At 73.2% G+C, this 13,614-nt stretch carries 15 protein-coding genes; 13 read left to right on the top strand and 2 right to left on the bottom strand.

Annotation, left to right across the window (positions count from 1 at the left end; all coding sequences use genetic code 11):
* Window positions 1–145 precede the first annotated feature (145 nt).
* From rbfA to truB, 5 genes are read left to right on the top strand one after another with little or no spacing between them, the layout of a single operon-like run.
* A complete protein-coding gene (gene rbfA / locus C5508_RS16955) occupies window positions 146–658 on the top strand; it encodes a 30S ribosome-binding factor RbfA (protein ID WP_104526113.1) in 513 nt (170 codons plus the stop codon).
* The gene (locus C5508_RS16950; RefSeq protein ID WP_104526112.1) at window positions 655–897 is read left to right on the top strand and encodes a hypothetical protein; all 243 of its coding nucleotides are present in this window, start codon (window positions 655–657) and stop codon (window positions 895–897) included. Before rbfA ends, C5508_RS16950 begins: the two co-directional genes overlap by 4 nt.
* The gene (locus tag C5508_RS16945; RefSeq protein ID WP_232797234.1) at window positions 894–1,922 is read left to right on the top strand and encodes a DHH family phosphoesterase; all 1,029 of its coding nucleotides are present in this window, start codon (window positions 894–896) and stop codon (window positions 1,920–1,922) included. Before C5508_RS16950 ends, C5508_RS16945 begins: the two co-directional genes overlap by 4 nt.
* Entirely contained in the window at window positions 1,915–3,231 is a 1,317-nt protein-coding gene (locus tag C5508_RS16940; RefSeq protein WP_104526110.1) for an MATE family efflux transporter, read from the top strand. The genes C5508_RS16945 and C5508_RS16940 overlap by 8 nt, the downstream gene beginning before the upstream one ends.
* On the top strand, window positions 3,228–4,145 hold the full coding sequence (truB, locus tag C5508_RS16935) for a tRNA pseudouridine(55) synthase TruB (protein WP_104526109.1): 918 nt from the start codon (window positions 3,228–3,230) through the stop codon (window positions 4,143–4,145). Before C5508_RS16940 ends, truB begins: the two co-directional genes overlap by 4 nt.
* 16 nt (window positions 4,146–4,161) lie before the next feature.
* Here the strand turns inward: truB and C5508_RS16930 are convergent, their stop codons facing one another.
* Together C5508_RS16930 and C5508_RS16925 are read right to left on the bottom strand one after the other, a co-directional pair.
* Window positions 4,162–4,857, bottom strand: coding sequence for a methyltransferase domain-containing protein (locus C5508_RS16930; RefSeq protein WP_104526108.1), 696 nt, complete (start codon window positions 4,855–4,857; stop codon window positions 4,162–4,164).
* Window positions 4,854–5,048: a hypothetical protein gene (locus tag C5508_RS16925; protein WP_104526107.1), complete on the bottom strand. Its 195-nt coding sequence runs from the start codon at window positions 5,046–5,048 to the stop codon at window positions 4,854–4,856. Before C5508_RS16925 ends, C5508_RS16930 begins: the two co-directional genes overlap by 4 nt.
* A gap of 209 nt (window positions 5,049–5,257) precedes the next feature.
* Here C5508_RS16925 and C5508_RS16920 point away from each other — a divergent pair, with 209 nt between their 5' ends.
* The 8 genes from C5508_RS16920 (at window position 5,258) to dapB (ending at window position 13,314) form a co-directional block, all read left to right on the top strand.
* Window positions 5,258–5,587 carry an antibiotic biosynthesis monooxygenase family protein gene (locus C5508_RS16920; protein ID WP_104526106.1) on the top strand — a complete coding sequence of 110 codons (330 nt, stop codon included), beginning with the start codon at window positions 5,258–5,260 and terminating at the stop codon, window positions 5,585–5,587.
* 103 nt (window positions 5,588–5,690) lie between these two features.
* Window positions 5,691–6,830, top strand: a complete 1,140-nt coding sequence (locus C5508_RS16915; RefSeq protein WP_198598149.1) for a branched-chain amino acid aminotransferase — start codon at window positions 5,691–5,693, stop codon at window positions 6,828–6,830.
* Window positions 6,831–6,844: 14 nt separating this feature from the next.
* A complete protein-coding gene (locus C5508_RS16910; RefSeq protein ID WP_104526105.1) occupies window positions 6,845–7,813 on the top strand; it encodes a bifunctional riboflavin kinase/FAD synthetase in 969 nt (322 codons plus the stop codon).
* Between the two features lie 147 nt (window positions 7,814–7,960).
* Window positions 7,961–8,230 (top strand): 30S ribosomal protein S15, encoded by a 270-nt coding sequence (rpsO, locus tag C5508_RS16905; protein WP_104526104.1) that lies wholly within the window; start codon window positions 7,961–7,963, stop codon window positions 8,228–8,230.
* A 287-nt stretch (window positions 8,231–8,517) separates the two neighbouring features.
* A complete protein-coding gene (locus tag C5508_RS16900; protein WP_198598148.1) occupies window positions 8,518–10,773 on the top strand; it encodes a polyribonucleotide nucleotidyltransferase in 2,256 nt (751 codons plus the stop codon).
* A complete protein-coding gene (locus C5508_RS16895) occupies window positions 10,770–12,131 on the top strand; it encodes a M16 family metallopeptidase (RefSeq protein WP_232797233.1) in 1,362 nt (453 codons plus the stop codon). The genes C5508_RS16900 and C5508_RS16895 overlap by 4 nt, the downstream gene beginning before the upstream one ends.
* Before the next feature lies 1 nt (window position 12,132).
* Window positions 12,133–12,483: a VanZ family protein gene (locus tag C5508_RS16890; protein ID WP_104526103.1), complete on the top strand. Its 351-nt coding sequence runs from the start codon at window positions 12,133–12,135 to the stop codon at window positions 12,481–12,483.
* A 48-nt stretch (window positions 12,484–12,531) separates the two neighbouring features.
* Complete coding sequence (gene dapB / locus C5508_RS16885) at window positions 12,532–13,314, top strand: 4-hydroxy-tetrahydrodipicolinate reductase (RefSeq protein ID WP_104526102.1); 783 nt, start codon at window positions 12,532–12,534, stop codon at window positions 13,312–13,314.
* Window positions 13,315–13,614: the final 300 nt, after the last annotated feature.

Genomic DNA, 13,614 nt, shown 5'->3' with positions numbered 1-13,614 from the left:
TTAAACGAGTTTTACACTTTCCCTTTCGTCGGCAGCGTCAGACTTTTGTAAGGGACGGCCCTTCGCAAGCTCGGGGCGGGACCCCGGACAGGGCCGTACGGGTCCCTGCGAGGGGGCCGCTCCGTTCTCTCACCTTGGAGTTCCGATGGCCGACCCGGCCCGCGCACGCAAGCTTGCGGTGCGCATCCGTCAGATCGTCTCCGCCGCGATCGAGTCCCAGATCAAGGACCCGCGGCTCGGCATGGTGACCGTCACCGACGCCCGGGTGACCAGCGACCTCCGCGAGGCCACGGTCTTCTACACCGTCTACGGCGACGAGACCGCGATCGCCGACTCGGCGAAGGCGCTCTCCAGCGCCACCGGTGTGCTGCGGTCGACGGTCGGCAAGCAGACGGGGATCAAGTTCGTCCCCTCGCTGGAGTTCGTGGCCGACATCGTCCCGGACACCGCCCGTGAGCTCGAGGAGGCGCTCGAGCGTGCCCGTCACGCCGACGCCGAGCTCGCCCGCGCCCGGGAGGGCGCCAGCTACGCCGGCGAGGCCGACCCCTACCGCCGCCCGGCGGAGGACGACGACGAGGACGACTCCGACCCGGTCGCCTCCGACACTGCCGATGACAGGGGCGAGGACGCCGCTGTGGACACCAGGAGCGCGCTGTGAGCGAGAACGACCCCGATCCGTACGAGCCCGGCGAGGGCCAGGGCCGGTCCGTCCTGGGCGGGCAGCCCGTTCCCGACGCCGGAGATCCCACCGACGGCGGCAAGCGCGGGCAGATCGGCGACGCTCCGAGCATCGCCTCCGACGAGCCCGACGACGGTGGTCCGACCTACGCCCCCGGCGGCGGGGACATCACCGAGCACCAGGGCGGCCGGGTGGCCGACCCCGACCCGGGCGCGTGAGCGCCCGAACCACGACCCCGCGCGAGCCGGTGGGCCCGGATCTCGCCGATGCCCTGCGCGTGGCGTCCGGCCTGCTGGCCGAGGCGGCGGACGCGCGCGCGACCGTGGTCCTCTCCGGACACGTGCAGCCCGACGCGGACGCATTGGGCAGCACGCTGGCCCTCGCCGAGGGGCTGCGGCGCCGCGGCGCGCGCGTGCTCGCCACGTTCCCCGGACCCTTCACGCTGCCTGCCTCGCTCGGCTGGATCCCCGGTGCCGAAGGGCTCGTCCCCTCGGGCTCCGTGCCGTCCTCGCCGGACGTGTTCGTCAGCCTGGACGCCGCGTCGCCGGGTCGGCTGGGTGAGCTCGCTCCGCTGCTGGAGCGGGCCAGGACGTCGGTCGTCGTCGACCACCACGCGAGCAACCCGGGGTTCGGACAGCTGCGCGTGGTCGATCCGGCCGCCCCGGCCACCGTCACCCTGGTCGCCGACCTGCTCGACGGGCTCGGCGTGACGCTGGACGAGCACCTGGCGACCTGCCTGTACGCCGGGCTCGCCGCCGATACCGGATCCTTCCGCTTCGGCAGCACCCGCCCGGAGACCCACGAGCTCGCCGCCCGGCTGCTCAGCACGGGCATCGACCACGCCGCCATCAGCCGCCGGCTGTTCGACACCGCGCCGTTCGGGTGGCTCGGGCTGCTCTCGGCGGTCACCGGCCGCGCGACGCTCGAGCCCGAGGTGGGCGCCGGGCTGGTGTGGACCTGGTCCAGCACCGCCGAGGCAGGCGAGCACGGCCTCGCGGGCGAGCAGCTCGAGGCGCTGGTCGACGTCATCCGCTCGGCCGAGGAGGCCGACGTCGCGTGCGTGCTCAAGGGGCAGGCCGACGGCTCGTGGACGGTGTCGCTGCGCTCGCGTGGTGGCACCGACGTCGCGCGGGTGGCCATGGCTCTGGGCGGCGGCGGCCACCGCGCGGCCGCCGGCTACACCTCCTCCCTGGACCGTGAGGGAACCGTCGCCGCGCTGCGGGACCAGCTCGTCCTTGGCTGAGCGCACAGAGCGGGCAGCGCCCTCGGTCCCGGCGCTGGCGCTGCCGGCACTGGTCGTCCTCGCCGCGGAGCCGCTGTACCTGCTGGTCGACACCGCCGTCGTCGGCAACCTGGGCACTGTCGCCCTCGGTGGGCTGGCCGTCGGTGGAGGCCTGCTGGCGTGGGCTGCGGGACTGCTGAACTTCCTCGCCTACGGCACGACCGCGCGAGCCGCCCGCCGGGCCGGCGCGGGGGACCGGCCGGGTGCGGTGTCCGAGGGCGTCCAGGCCACCTGGCTGGCAGTCGCCCTCGGTCTGCTCGTGCTGGTCGTCTTCCAGCTGCTGGCCGGTCCGCTGACCCGTGCGCTGGCCGGCGGACCGGGGCCGGTGGCGGAGGCGGGGGAGCGGTGGTTGCGGATCGCCTCGCTCGGGGCGCCGCTGCTGCTGGTGTCCCTGGCCGGCAACGGATGGCTGCGCGGGGTGCAGGAGCTGCGCCGTCCGGTGCGCTACGTCCTTGCCGGGAGCCTGCTGAGCCTGGTGCTCTGCCCCGTGCTCGTGTACCCGGCCGGGCTCGGGCTGGCCGGCTCCGCGGTCGCCAACGTCGCCGGCCAGGCGGTCACGGCCGGCCTGTTCCTCCGCGCCCTGGCCCGGGAGCGGGTCGCCTGGCGGCCGCGCCCCGCCGCCGTCCGGGCGCAGCTGGTCATCGGCCGGGACCTCCTGCTGCGCGCCGCCGTGCTGCAGGTGGCCTTCCTGGCCGCCGCAGGCGTCGCTGCCCGGGCGGGGACCGTGCCGCTGGCGGCCCACCAGATCGCCCTGCAGTTGTTCCTGTTCCTCGCGCTGGTGCTCGACGCCTACGCGATCGCCGCGCAGACCCTGGTCGGGCAGGCGCTGGGCCGGGGCCTCCCGGCGGAGGCCCGAGCCACGGCCCGCCGTGTCGCCCTCTGGGGGCTGGGGACCGGAGCTCTGATCGGCGGGCTGCTCCTGGGCCTGCGCGGGCTCCTGCTCCCGCTGTTCACCGGGGACCCCGCGGTGGTTGCGCAGGCCGAGGCCGTCTGGTGGTTCCTGGCCGGGATGCAACCGCTGGCCGGTCTCGTCTTCGCCCTCGACGGCGTGCTCATCGGGGCGGGCGACGTCGGGTACCTGCGGACGCTGACGATCGGCTCGGCGCTGCTGGGCTTCCTGCCCCTGTCGCTGCTGGCGCTGCCGCTCGGTTGGGGGCTGGCCGGCGTCTGGACCGGGCTGAGCGTCTTCATCGTCCTGCGGCTGGTCGGCACCGTCCTCCGGGTGGCGGGGAACCGCTGGTGCGGCACACCTGAGACGGTTGCGGCATGAGCCCGCGCCGACCCGATGCCGACGTCCCGCCCGGTCTGCTGCTGGTGGACAAGGCCGGCGGCATGACGTCCCACGACGTCGTCGCCCGGGCCCGGCGTGCGCTGTCGGTGCGCAAGGTCGGCCACGCCGGCACCCTCGACCCGATGGCGACCGGCCTGCTCGTCCTGGGCGTGGGCACCGCCACCCGGCTCCTGGGCCACGTCGGTGGTCACGACAAGACCTACGAGGCGACCATCCGCCTCGGTCAGGCCACGGTCACCGACGACCGCGAGGGCGAGCTGCTGAGCTCCGCCTCCACCGCCCACCTGGACGACGACGCCGTCCGCGCCGCCCTGGCCGCCCAGACCGGCGCCCTGCAGCAGGTGCCCTCGGCGGTGAGCGCGGTCAAGGTCGACGGCCGCCGCTCCTACGACCGCGTGCGCGCGGGGGAGGCCGTCGAGCTCGCCGCCCGCTCGGTCACCGTGCACCGGCTGGAGGTCCACTGCACCACCCGGCCCGGACCGGACCTGGTCGACGTCGACGTCACCGTCGAGTGCACCGCCGGCACCTACATCCGCGCCATCGCCCGCGACGCCGGGACCGCGCTGGGCGTGGGTGGCCACCTCACCGCGCTCCGCCGCACCATCTCCGGTCCTTTCGCCGTCGCGCAGGCCGGCACGGTGGAGGAGTCCGCCGCGTCGCTGGTCGGCGGCGGCGGCCCCGGCTTCCTCGGCCTCACCGAAGCGGCCCGCCTCGTCTTCCCGGAGCGGGCGCTGACCGCCGAGGAGGCGGTGGCGCTGGGCTACGGCCAGCGCATCCCCGCGACCGGCGCGGACGGGCTGCACGCCGCCGTCGACCCCGACGGGCGGCTGGTCGCGCTGATCGAGGACACCGGTCGCACGGCCAAGGTGACGGTCGGCTTTCCGGCGTCCTGACGCTCGTCGATCCGTCTCACACCGACACCTCGAGCATCGTGCGGGCACCGCGCTGGAAGCCGTACCCGACCGGCCCCTCGTGTGCCTGCAGCCCGGCGCCGGTGAGCCGGTCGACCAGGTGGGCGACGAGGCGTGGCTGGGCGCGGCCGGCCTGGTCGACCAGGGGGTAGATCCGGACGCCCGCTCGGGACACCCGGGCCATCTCGCGCAGCGCCGCGACGTGGAAGGCGGCGTCCAGGCGGTCTGCGTAGGTGAACAGCAGGTGCGAGGACAGGACGAGGTCGAAGCTCCGGTCCGCGAAGGGCAGGGCCGGCAGGGCCGCGGCGACGTAGCGCTCCGGCTGCACCCGGCGGTCGCGGGCGAACAGCGCGGCGGAGTCGGCGCGGTGGCGAGCATGACCGGCGGGGTCGCCGAAGAAGTCCCACGCGTACCGGTCGGCGTTGGCGGCCGCCCAGGCCTGTCCGCGCTCCAGCTCGGCGGTCAGCCGCTCCTCCAGACGCCTCGGCCGGGTGATGTACACCGGGTCGACGGCGACGGCCCGGGCGCCCCGGCTGCACGCAGCGGCGGTGAAGCTCGACGCCCCGCCGGGGCAGTCGAGGACCCGCCCCAGGAGGTCGTCGTCGGTGAGGGCGAACATGGCGCGGTACTCGTCGAGGGAACGGGCGCTGACGAGGTAGTCGCCGATGTCGTCGGAGCCGGCCAGGCCGGTCACCGCTGCGCTCCGGGGAGCGTCGTGACGAGGTGGACGCGTTCGGCCACGAGCTCGTGGAGCGACTGGGCCAGGGCGGGCAGGAACGGGTCGCCGTAGGCCTGCGCCTCGGTGACGTGGGTGGCGTGCTGCAGGGTCGGCAGCTCACCGGTGGCGGGGGAGGGGAGTGGGCGCAGTTGGACGGACGCGGGCACGGACGGTCCTCTCGGACGTCGGTGGACCGCGGAAGCCCACCGACAGGGGTGGCCTGGGACGACGGAGCGCAGCCACCTACGGGTGGCGCCACCAGCACGTCGTCATGGCGCGGATGCTGTCATGGCGCGGGGCCTGGTGGCGGGTAGGCCGCGGACGCCGGTGGTTGATCTTGCGATTGGCCGGGACGCGGTGCGGGAACGGGAGGGCCATGAGCGTCGTGAAGATCAACGCGATCACCGTGCCCAAGGACAAGCAGGAGCGCTTCGAGGAGCGGTTCCGCGGCCGCGCCGGTGCGGTCGAGAGCACCCCCGGTTTCGAGTGGTTCGAGTTGCTGCGCCCCGTGGAGGGCACCGACCAGTACCTCGTCTACACCCGGTGGAGCACCGTCGAGGCGTACGAGGCCTGGCAGTCCGGCCAGGACTTCGACCGCGCCCACGACGGCGGCGGCGACACCCTGGCCCCGGCCGCGCCGCACTCGGCCCACGTCTGGACCTACGAGGTGCTGGAGAACGCCGGGCCGAAGGAGAGCCAGGCCTGAGCCGGGCTACTGTGACGGCACCGGTTCCGCACGCCCGCGGAGCCGGTGCCGGTCCGGCGCGCCGCCGATCGGCGCCATGACGGAGCACGCCCGGGTAGGAGCCATGACCGACACGCTCGCCGACAGCCGTACCTCCTCGCGGATGTTCCTCGCGGACGTGCCGGTGGTCGCCGACGACGTGCGTCGCCGCTCTCTCGCCGAGCGCGCCGAGCTGCTGGCCGACCCCGGGTTCGGCCGGTACTTCACCGACTCCATGTTCGTGGCCCGCTACCAGGCCGGCCGCGGCTGGTACGACGCCCGGCTCACGCAGTACGGCCCGCTGCCGATGGACCCCGGCACCGCCGCGCTGCACTACGCGCAGTCGATCTTCGAGGGCCTCAAGGCCTACGCCCAGCCCGACGGCAGTGTCGCCATGTTCCGGCCCGAGGCCAACGCCGCGCGATTCGTCCGCAGCGCCGAGCGGCTCGCGATGCCCCCGGTGCCCGAGGAGGCGTTCCTCGCCGCCGTCGAGGCGCTGGTCGACGCCGACCGCGACTGGGTGCCCACCGGAGCCGACCAGACGCTGTACCTGCGGCCCTACCAGCTGGCCAGCGAGTCCTTCCTCGGCGTCCGCCCGGCGCACGAGTACCTCTTCCTGGTCATCGCCAGCCCGGCGGGCGCGTACTTCCCGCGCGGCGTGCAGCCGGTCTCGGTCTACGTCTCCGAGGACTACGCCCGCGCGGCCCCCGGCGGCACCGGCGACGTGAAGTGCGCCGGGAACTACGCCGCCAGCCTGCTGCCGCAGCAGGAGGCCAGCGCCCTGGGCTGCGACCAGGTCGTCTACCTCGACGCCGTGGAGAAGAAGTACATCGAGGAGCTGGGCGGGATGAACCTGTTCTTCGTCCTCGGCTCCGGCGACGACGCCGAACTGGTGACCCCCGAGCTCTCCGGGAGCCTGCTGCCGGGCATCACCCGCGACTCGCTGATCACCGTGGCCCGCGATCTCGGCCACCGCGTGACCGAGCGAAAGGTGAGCCTCGAGGAGTGGCGCAGCGGTGCCCTCGACGGCTCCATCACCGAGACCTTCGCCTGCGGCACGGCCGCGGTCATCACCCCCGTCGGCGAGGTCAAGGCCCGCAGCGGTGAGTTCGCCGTCGGCGACGGCACCCCCGGCCCGCTCACGATGCGGCTGCGCGAGACCCTGCTCGGCATCCAGCACGGGCGGGTGGCCGACACCCACGGCTGGCTGCACCGGGTCTCCTGACCGGGGCCGGGCGCATGCTGCGCTGGCGGGGGCTGGAGGCGACCCCCGGTGATCTCGGGCGGACCGTGGTCACCGTCGGCATGTACGACGGCGTCCACCTCGGGCACCAGAAGCTGATCGGGGCCGCAGTCGCCCGGGCCCGGGCGATGCGGCGTCCCTGCCTGCTGCTCACCTTCGACCCGCACCCCGCGGAGGTCGTCCGCCCCGGCTCGCACCCGGCGATCCTCACGTCGATGGACCGCAAGGCGGAGCTGGTCGCGGGCCTGGGGGTCGACGCCATGTGCGTGCTCCCGTTCACCGCGGAGTTCAGCCGCCTGGTACCGGAGACCTTCACTCACACCGTGCTGGTGGAGCGGCTGCACGCCGCGCAGGTCGTGGTGGGGGAGAACTTCACCTACGGGCACAAGGCGGCCGGGAACGTCGCCAGCCTCGCGGAGGAGGGACGGCGGTTCGGCTTCGCGGTCGAGGGCGTACCCCTGGCGCAGGACTCGTCCGACGACGGCGAGGTCACCATCTCCTCGACCTACATCCGCGCCTGCGTCGCCGCCGGTGACATGGTGTCGGCGGCGCGGGCGCTCGGGCGGCCGCACCGGGTCGACGGCGTCGTCGTCCGGGGCCACCGCCGGGGACGTGAGCTGGGATACCCGACGGCCAACGTCGAGACCCCGCCCTACACCGCGATCCCGGCCGACGGCGTGTACGCGGGCCACCTGGTGACCCGGCACGACGACGGCACCAGCGACCAGCGCCTGCCGGCGGCGGTCTCGGTGGGCACCAACCCCACGTTCCAGGGCACCCGTCGCACCGTCGAGGCCTTCGCACTGGACTACAGCGGCGACCTCTACGGCGAGCACGTCGGGGTGGAGTTCACCACCCGGCTGCGCCCGATGGCGGCCTTCGACGGGGTGGAGGCGCTGCTGGCCGCGATGGCGCAGGACGTCACCGACACCCGCCGGGCGCTGAACCTCCCCGACGCGTCCTGACCCGGCCGGGTCGGTCCGGCGACGCACCGTGATCGGCCGGCCCCGGGACCGCTGGTAACCTTCGGGGCAGCCGGTACCACCGGCGTGTGCAGCCTGCCCTCGTGCGTCAGACCGAGGGCCACACGTGACCCGCCCAGGAGGCGAACCATGGCGCTCGACAGCGCGACGAAGCAGCAGATCATGACCGAGTACGCGACGGTCGAGAAGGACACCGGTTCGCCCGAGGTGCAGGTCGCGATGCTGACCCGCCGGATCAGCGACCTGACCGAGCACCTGAAGGCGCACAAGCACGACCACCACAGCCGGCGGGGACTGCTCCTGCTGGTGGGCCGGCGTCGCCGGCTGCTGAACTACTTGGCGAAGACCGACATCAACCGGTACCGCTCGCTCATCGAGCGGCTCGGCCTGCGCCGCTAGTACGTCGAGGGGACCGCCCCCGGTTCACGCCGGGACGGTCCCCTCTCTCGTGCGGCACCCGCCGCACGGGCCACGGCGAGCCCACCCGACGCGATCCGCGACGGGCCGGTCCTCGGTAGTGGCCCCCGGGCACGCATCAGGTCCCCTCCGCAGGGGAACGCGGTTCCCGAGGGCTTCGATCGAGCACCGGTCGACCGGACGACGACGGCAGGACCCCTGACGGGCCCGCCGCAAGAGGAGTCGCAGACCGGCACGAGGCCGCTGCGACGAAGAAGAGAGAAGGACGAGTGTCCGCACCCACCATCACCGCTGAGTTCGACGCCGAGGACGGCGTCACCACCGCCACCGCGGTCATCGACAACGGCAGCTTCGGCAGCCGTTCGGTCACCTTCGAGACCGGCCGGCTCGCCCGCCAGGCCGCCGGCTCCGTCGTCGTCACCATGGGCGACACCATGCTCCTCTCGGCCACCACGGCCGGCCGGCAGCCGAAGGAGCAGTTCGACTTCTTCCCGCTGACCGTCGACGTCGAGGAGCGGATGTACGCCGCGGGACGCATCCCCGGCTCGTTCTTCCGTCGCGAGGGCCGTCCCTCCGAGGACGCCATCCTCACCTGCCGCCTGATCGACCGCCCGCTGCGCCCGACCTTCGCCAAGGGTCTGCGCAACGAGGTCCAGGTCGTCATCACGGTCATGTCCCTGGACCCGCAGCACCTCTACGACGTGCTCGCGATCAACGGTGCCTCGGCGTCCACCCAGCTCTCCGGCCTGCCGTTCTCCGGCCCGGTCGGCGGCACCCGCGTCGCGCTGATCAACGGCCAGTGGGTCGGCTTCCCGACCCACGCCGAGCTCGAGGACGCCGTCTTCGACATGGTCGTGGCCGGCCGCGTGCTCCCCGACGGCGACGTCGCGATCATGATGGTCGAGGCCGAGGCCACCGAGAAGACCATCGAGCTCATCGCCGGTGGCGCCACCGCCCCGACCGAGGAGGTCGTGGCCCAGGGCCTCGAGGCGGCCAAGCCGTTCATCAAGGCGCTGTGCGACGCGCAGTCCGCGCTGGCGGAGAAGGCGGCCAAGCCGGTCGCCGACTTCCCCCGCTTCCTGGACTACCAGGACGACGTCTACGCCGCCGTCGAGGCGCAGGTCGGCGACAAGCTGGCCCAGGCGCAGCAGATCGCCGGCAAGCACGAGCGCGAGGACGCCACCGACGCGCTCAAGGACGAGGTCAAGGCCGCGCTGGCCGGCCAGTTCGAGGGCCGCGAGAAGGAGATCTCCGGCGCCTTCCGCGCGCTGACCAAGAAGGTCGTCCGCCAGCGGATCCTGCGCGACAAGGTCCGCATCGACGGTCGTGGCCTGACCGACATCCGGCCGCTGTCGGCCGAGGTCGAGGTCATCCCGCGGGTGCACGGCTCGGCGTTGTTCGAGCGCGGCGAGACCCAGATCCTGGGCGTCACCACGCTGAACATGCTCCGCATGGAGCAGCAGCTGGACACGCTGTCGCCGGTCAGCCGCAAGCGCTACATGCACAACTACAACTTCCCGCCGTACTCCACCGGTGAGACCGGCCGTGTGGGCTCGCCCAAGCGCCGCGAGATCGGCCACGGCGCGCTCGCCGAGCGGGCGCTGGTCCCGGTTCTGCCGGACCGCGAGGAGTTCCCCTACGCGATCCGTCAGGTGTCCGAGGCCCTGGGCTCCAACGGCTCCACCTCGATGGGCTCGGTCTGCGCCTCGACGCTGGCCCTGCTCAACGCCGGTGTGCCGCTGAAGGCGCCGGTCGCCGGCATCGCCATGGGCCTGGTCTCCGACGAGGTCGACGGCAAGACCGAGTACGTCGCGCTGACCGACATCCTCGGCGCCGAGGACGCGTTCGGTGACATGGACTTCAAGGTCGCCGGCACCAAGGACTTCGTCACGGCCCTCCAGCTGGACACGAAGCTCGACGGCATTCCCTCCGACGTCCTCGCCGGTGCGCTGACCCAGGCCCGCGCGGCCCGGCTGCACATCCTCGACGTCATGGGCGAGGCCATCGACGCCCCCGACGAGATGAGCCCGTTCGCGCCCCGCGTGACCACGGTGCGCATCCCGGTCGACAAGATCGGCGCGGTCATCGGCCCCAAGGGTCAGATGATCAACGCGATCCAGGACGAGACCGGCGCGGACATCACCATCGAGGACGACGGCACGATCTACGTCGGTGCCTCCGACGGCCCCTCGGCCCAGGCTGCGGTGGACCGGATCAACGCCATCGCCAACCCGCAGATGCCCAAGGTCGGCGAGCGGTTCCTCGGCACGGTCGTCAAGACCACGCCGTTCGGTGCCTTCGTGTCCCTGCTCCCCGGCAAGGACGGCCTGGTCCACATCAGCAAGCTCGGTGGCGGCAAGCGGATCAACAAGGTCGAGGACGTGTGCAACGTCGGCGACAAGCTGCAGGTCGAGATCACCGACATCGACGCCCGCGGCAAGATCAGCCTGGCGCCGGTCGCCGAGGGTGGTGCCGAGGCCACGTCCGAGGCGCCGGCCGAGGCCGCCGCACCTGCGGGTGAGTGACCACGTCTGACGTGATCGGAACCGGGGCGGGTGCGGATGCACCCGCCCCGGTTCCAGTCGGGGAGACCGCGCTGCTCGACCTCGACGAGGTCGGTGGCCGGGTGGAGCGCACGACGCTGCACGGGGGCCTCCGGGTCCTGACCGAGACGATGCCGGGCGTGCTCTCGGCGACGCTCGGCATCTGGGTCGGCGTCGGCTCGCGGGACGAGACGCCGGCCGTGGCCGGTTCGTCGCACTTCCTCGAGCACCTGCTGTTCAAGGGCACCTCGTCCCGGTCGGCGCTGGAGATCGCGACGGCCATGGACGCGGTCGGCGGTGAGATGAACGCGTTCACCGCCAAGGAGCACACCTGCTACTACGCGAACGTGCTCGCCAGCGACCTGCCCCTGGCCGTGACGCTGCTGGCCGATCTGGTCACCGAGGCGACCAACACCGCGGCGGATCTGGAGTCCGAGCGCACGGTGGTGCTCGAGGAGATCGCGATGCGCGACGACGAGCCCGCCGACGCCGTGCACGACCTGTTCTCCGAGACCCTCTTCGGCGACACCTCGCTGGGCCGCTCCGTGCTCGGCACCGTCGAGTCGATCGAGGGACTGACCCGCGACGACGTGCACGGCTGGTACCGCTCCCGGTACGCCGCCCCCTCGATCGTGGTGACGGCGGCCGGGCGGGTGGACCACCGGCAGGTGCTGGACCTGGTGACGGCGGCCTTCGGGGATCGGCTGTCCGGGACCGGCGAGCCGGCGCCGCTGCGCACCGGGGACCTCGAGGTGGTTCGCCCGGCGCATAGCGCGGGCCTGATCGCGCGACGGACCGAGCAGACGCACCTCCTGCTCGGTGCACCCTCCATGGGACGCCACGACGAGCGGCGCTACGCCGCCGCGGTGCTGGACGCCGCAGTCGGGGGCGGCATGAGCTCGCGGCTGTTCCAGGAGATCCGCGAGAAGCGGGGACTGGTCTACAGCGTCGGCTCCGCTCTCACCCACTACGCCGGCGCCGGTGCCTTCTCGGTGTACGCGGGGTGCTCCAAGAAGCGGGTGCCGGAGGTCCTGCGGCTGATCCGCGGCGAGCTCGACCGCGTCGCGGCCGATGGGCTCACCGCCGACGAGGTCGCCCGCGCCCGCGGGCAACTGCGCGGTGGCCTGGTCCTCGGCCTGGAGGACACCGGCTCGCGGATGAGCCGGCTGGGCAAGAGCGAGCTGTCCTACGGGGAGTACGTGCCGGTCCGCGACGTCCTCGCCCGCATCGACGCCGTCGAGGAGGCCCAGGTGCGTTCGGTGGCGGCCGATCTGTTCGGCCGGGACACCTGCCTGGCCGTCGTCGGGCCCTACCGCGAGTCCGACCTCGACAGGCTCTGACGTGCCGGGCCCCTTCGGCGGCGTGCTGCCGCGCGCCGTCTTCGGCGTCGCCGTGCTCGTCTCGCTGGTCGTCCTGTTCCTCCCGGCCCCGGGGGTGCCGACCGCACCCCCGGGGACGGACAAGGTCGTGCACGTCCTGCTCTTCGCCGCACTCGCCTTCACCGGTCGGTGGGCCGGCGTGGCCCGGCTGCCGCTGCTCCTGGGCCTGGTCGGCTACGCGGCGGTCAGCGAGGTGATCCAGGGCGTGACGCCGTTGGCCCGGTCCGCCTCGGCGATCGACGGTCTGGCGGACGTCGCCGGAGCCATCCTCGGTCTGCTGGCGTGGGCGGCGACCACCCGCAGGACGGGCTGATCCGGCCGCTGTCTTGCGCCGGGGACGCCGTCCGGGAAACCTGACCGGGTGACCACGACCGACCAGCAGACCGCCGCCACCTCCTCGTTGATCCCCGTGGGGGTGTTGGGCGCCCGGGGCCGCATGGGCGCCGAGGTGGTCAAGGCCGTCAACGACGCCGAGGACCTCGAACTGGTGGCGATGGTCGACGACGGCGACTGGCTGTTCAACGTCGCCGACGCCGGCGCCCAGGTCGTCGTCGACTTCACCCGGCCGGACGTCGTCATGGACAACATCCGCTTCTGCATCGACAACAACATCCACTGCGTCGTCGGGACGACGGGCTTCGACGAGGCGCGGCTGGCGACGGTCGCCGAGTGGCTCGAGCCGAAGCCCGACCTCGGCGTCGTCATCGCTCCGAACTTCGGGATAGGAGCGATCCTGCTGATGCGGTTCGCCCAGGAGGCCGCGCGCTTCTTTCCGTCGGTGGAGGTGGTCGAGCTGCACCACCCGAACAAGGTCGACGCCCCGTCGGGGACGGCCGTACGCACCGCGCGGCTCGTCGCGGCGGCGCGGCGGGCGGCGGGGCTGCCGCCGTCGCCGGACGCGACCACCGACGCGCTCCCGGGCGCACGCGGTGCCGACGTCGAAGGGGTGCCGGTGCACGCGGTCCGGCTCACCGGCCTGGTGGCGCACCAGGAGGTGCTGCTCGGCGCGGCGGGGGAGGCCCTCACCATCCGGCACGACTCGTTCGACCGGGCATCGTTCATGCCGGGCGTGCTGCTGGCGGTGCGCGAGATCAGCCGCCGACCCGGGCTCACAGTGGGGATCGAGGGCTTCCTCGGTCTGTGAGCCGGCTCGGTCCAACCCCCTGGGGGGCACGGGTTCCGGAACCCGCGGAGTGTGACACGGACCGCTCCGCCGGGGGTTGCACACCACCCCGAGCGTTCGTGTACTGTTCTCCATGCGCCGCGCGGTCCGGAAGGGCCGCCGGGCCAGACCTCCTCTAGCGAGGCTCTGGGAACCGGCGTAGAGTTGGACATCCAGCCAGGGACGGAGCCCGGAAGGGTCGAGTTTCTGCGCGTCCGCTCCTTGAGAACTCAACAGCGTGCCGAAAGTCAGTGCCAAGTATTACCCCGTGTCAGGGCTTTG

The organism is Blastococcus atacamensis (genome assembly GCF_002938425.1).
Classification (GTDB): Bacteria; Actinomycetota; Actinomycetes; order Mycobacteriales; family Geodermatophilaceae; genus Blastococcus; species Blastococcus atacamensis.
This window is presented reverse-complemented; position numbering and strand designations above follow the sequence as displayed.

What these genes read in the sequence shown, in the direction of transcription:
- rbfA (WP_104526113.1), top strand. Translation starts at nt 146, where the DNA reads ATGGCCGACCCGGCCCGCGCACGCAAGCTTGCGGTGCGCATCCGTCAG.
- C5508_RS16920 (WP_104526106.1), top strand. Translation starts at nt 5,258, where the DNA reads ATGAGCGTCGTGAAGATCAACGCGATCACCGTGCCCAAGGACAAGCAG.
- rpsO (WP_104526104.1), top strand. Translation starts at nt 7,961, where the DNA reads ATGGCGCTCGACAGCGCGACGAAGCAGCAGATCATGACCGAGTACGCG.
- truB (WP_104526109.1), top strand. Translation starts at nt 3,228, where the DNA reads ATGAGCCCGCGCCGACCCGATGCCGACGTCCCGCCCGGTCTGCTGCTG.
- C5508_RS16915 (WP_198598149.1), top strand. Translation starts at nt 5,691, where the DNA reads ATGACCGACACGCTCGCCGACAGCCGTACCTCCTCGCGGATGTTCCTC.
- C5508_RS16910 (WP_104526105.1), top strand. Translation starts at nt 6,845, where the DNA reads ATGCTGCGCTGGCGGGGGCTGGAGGCGACCCCCGGTGATCTCGGGCGG.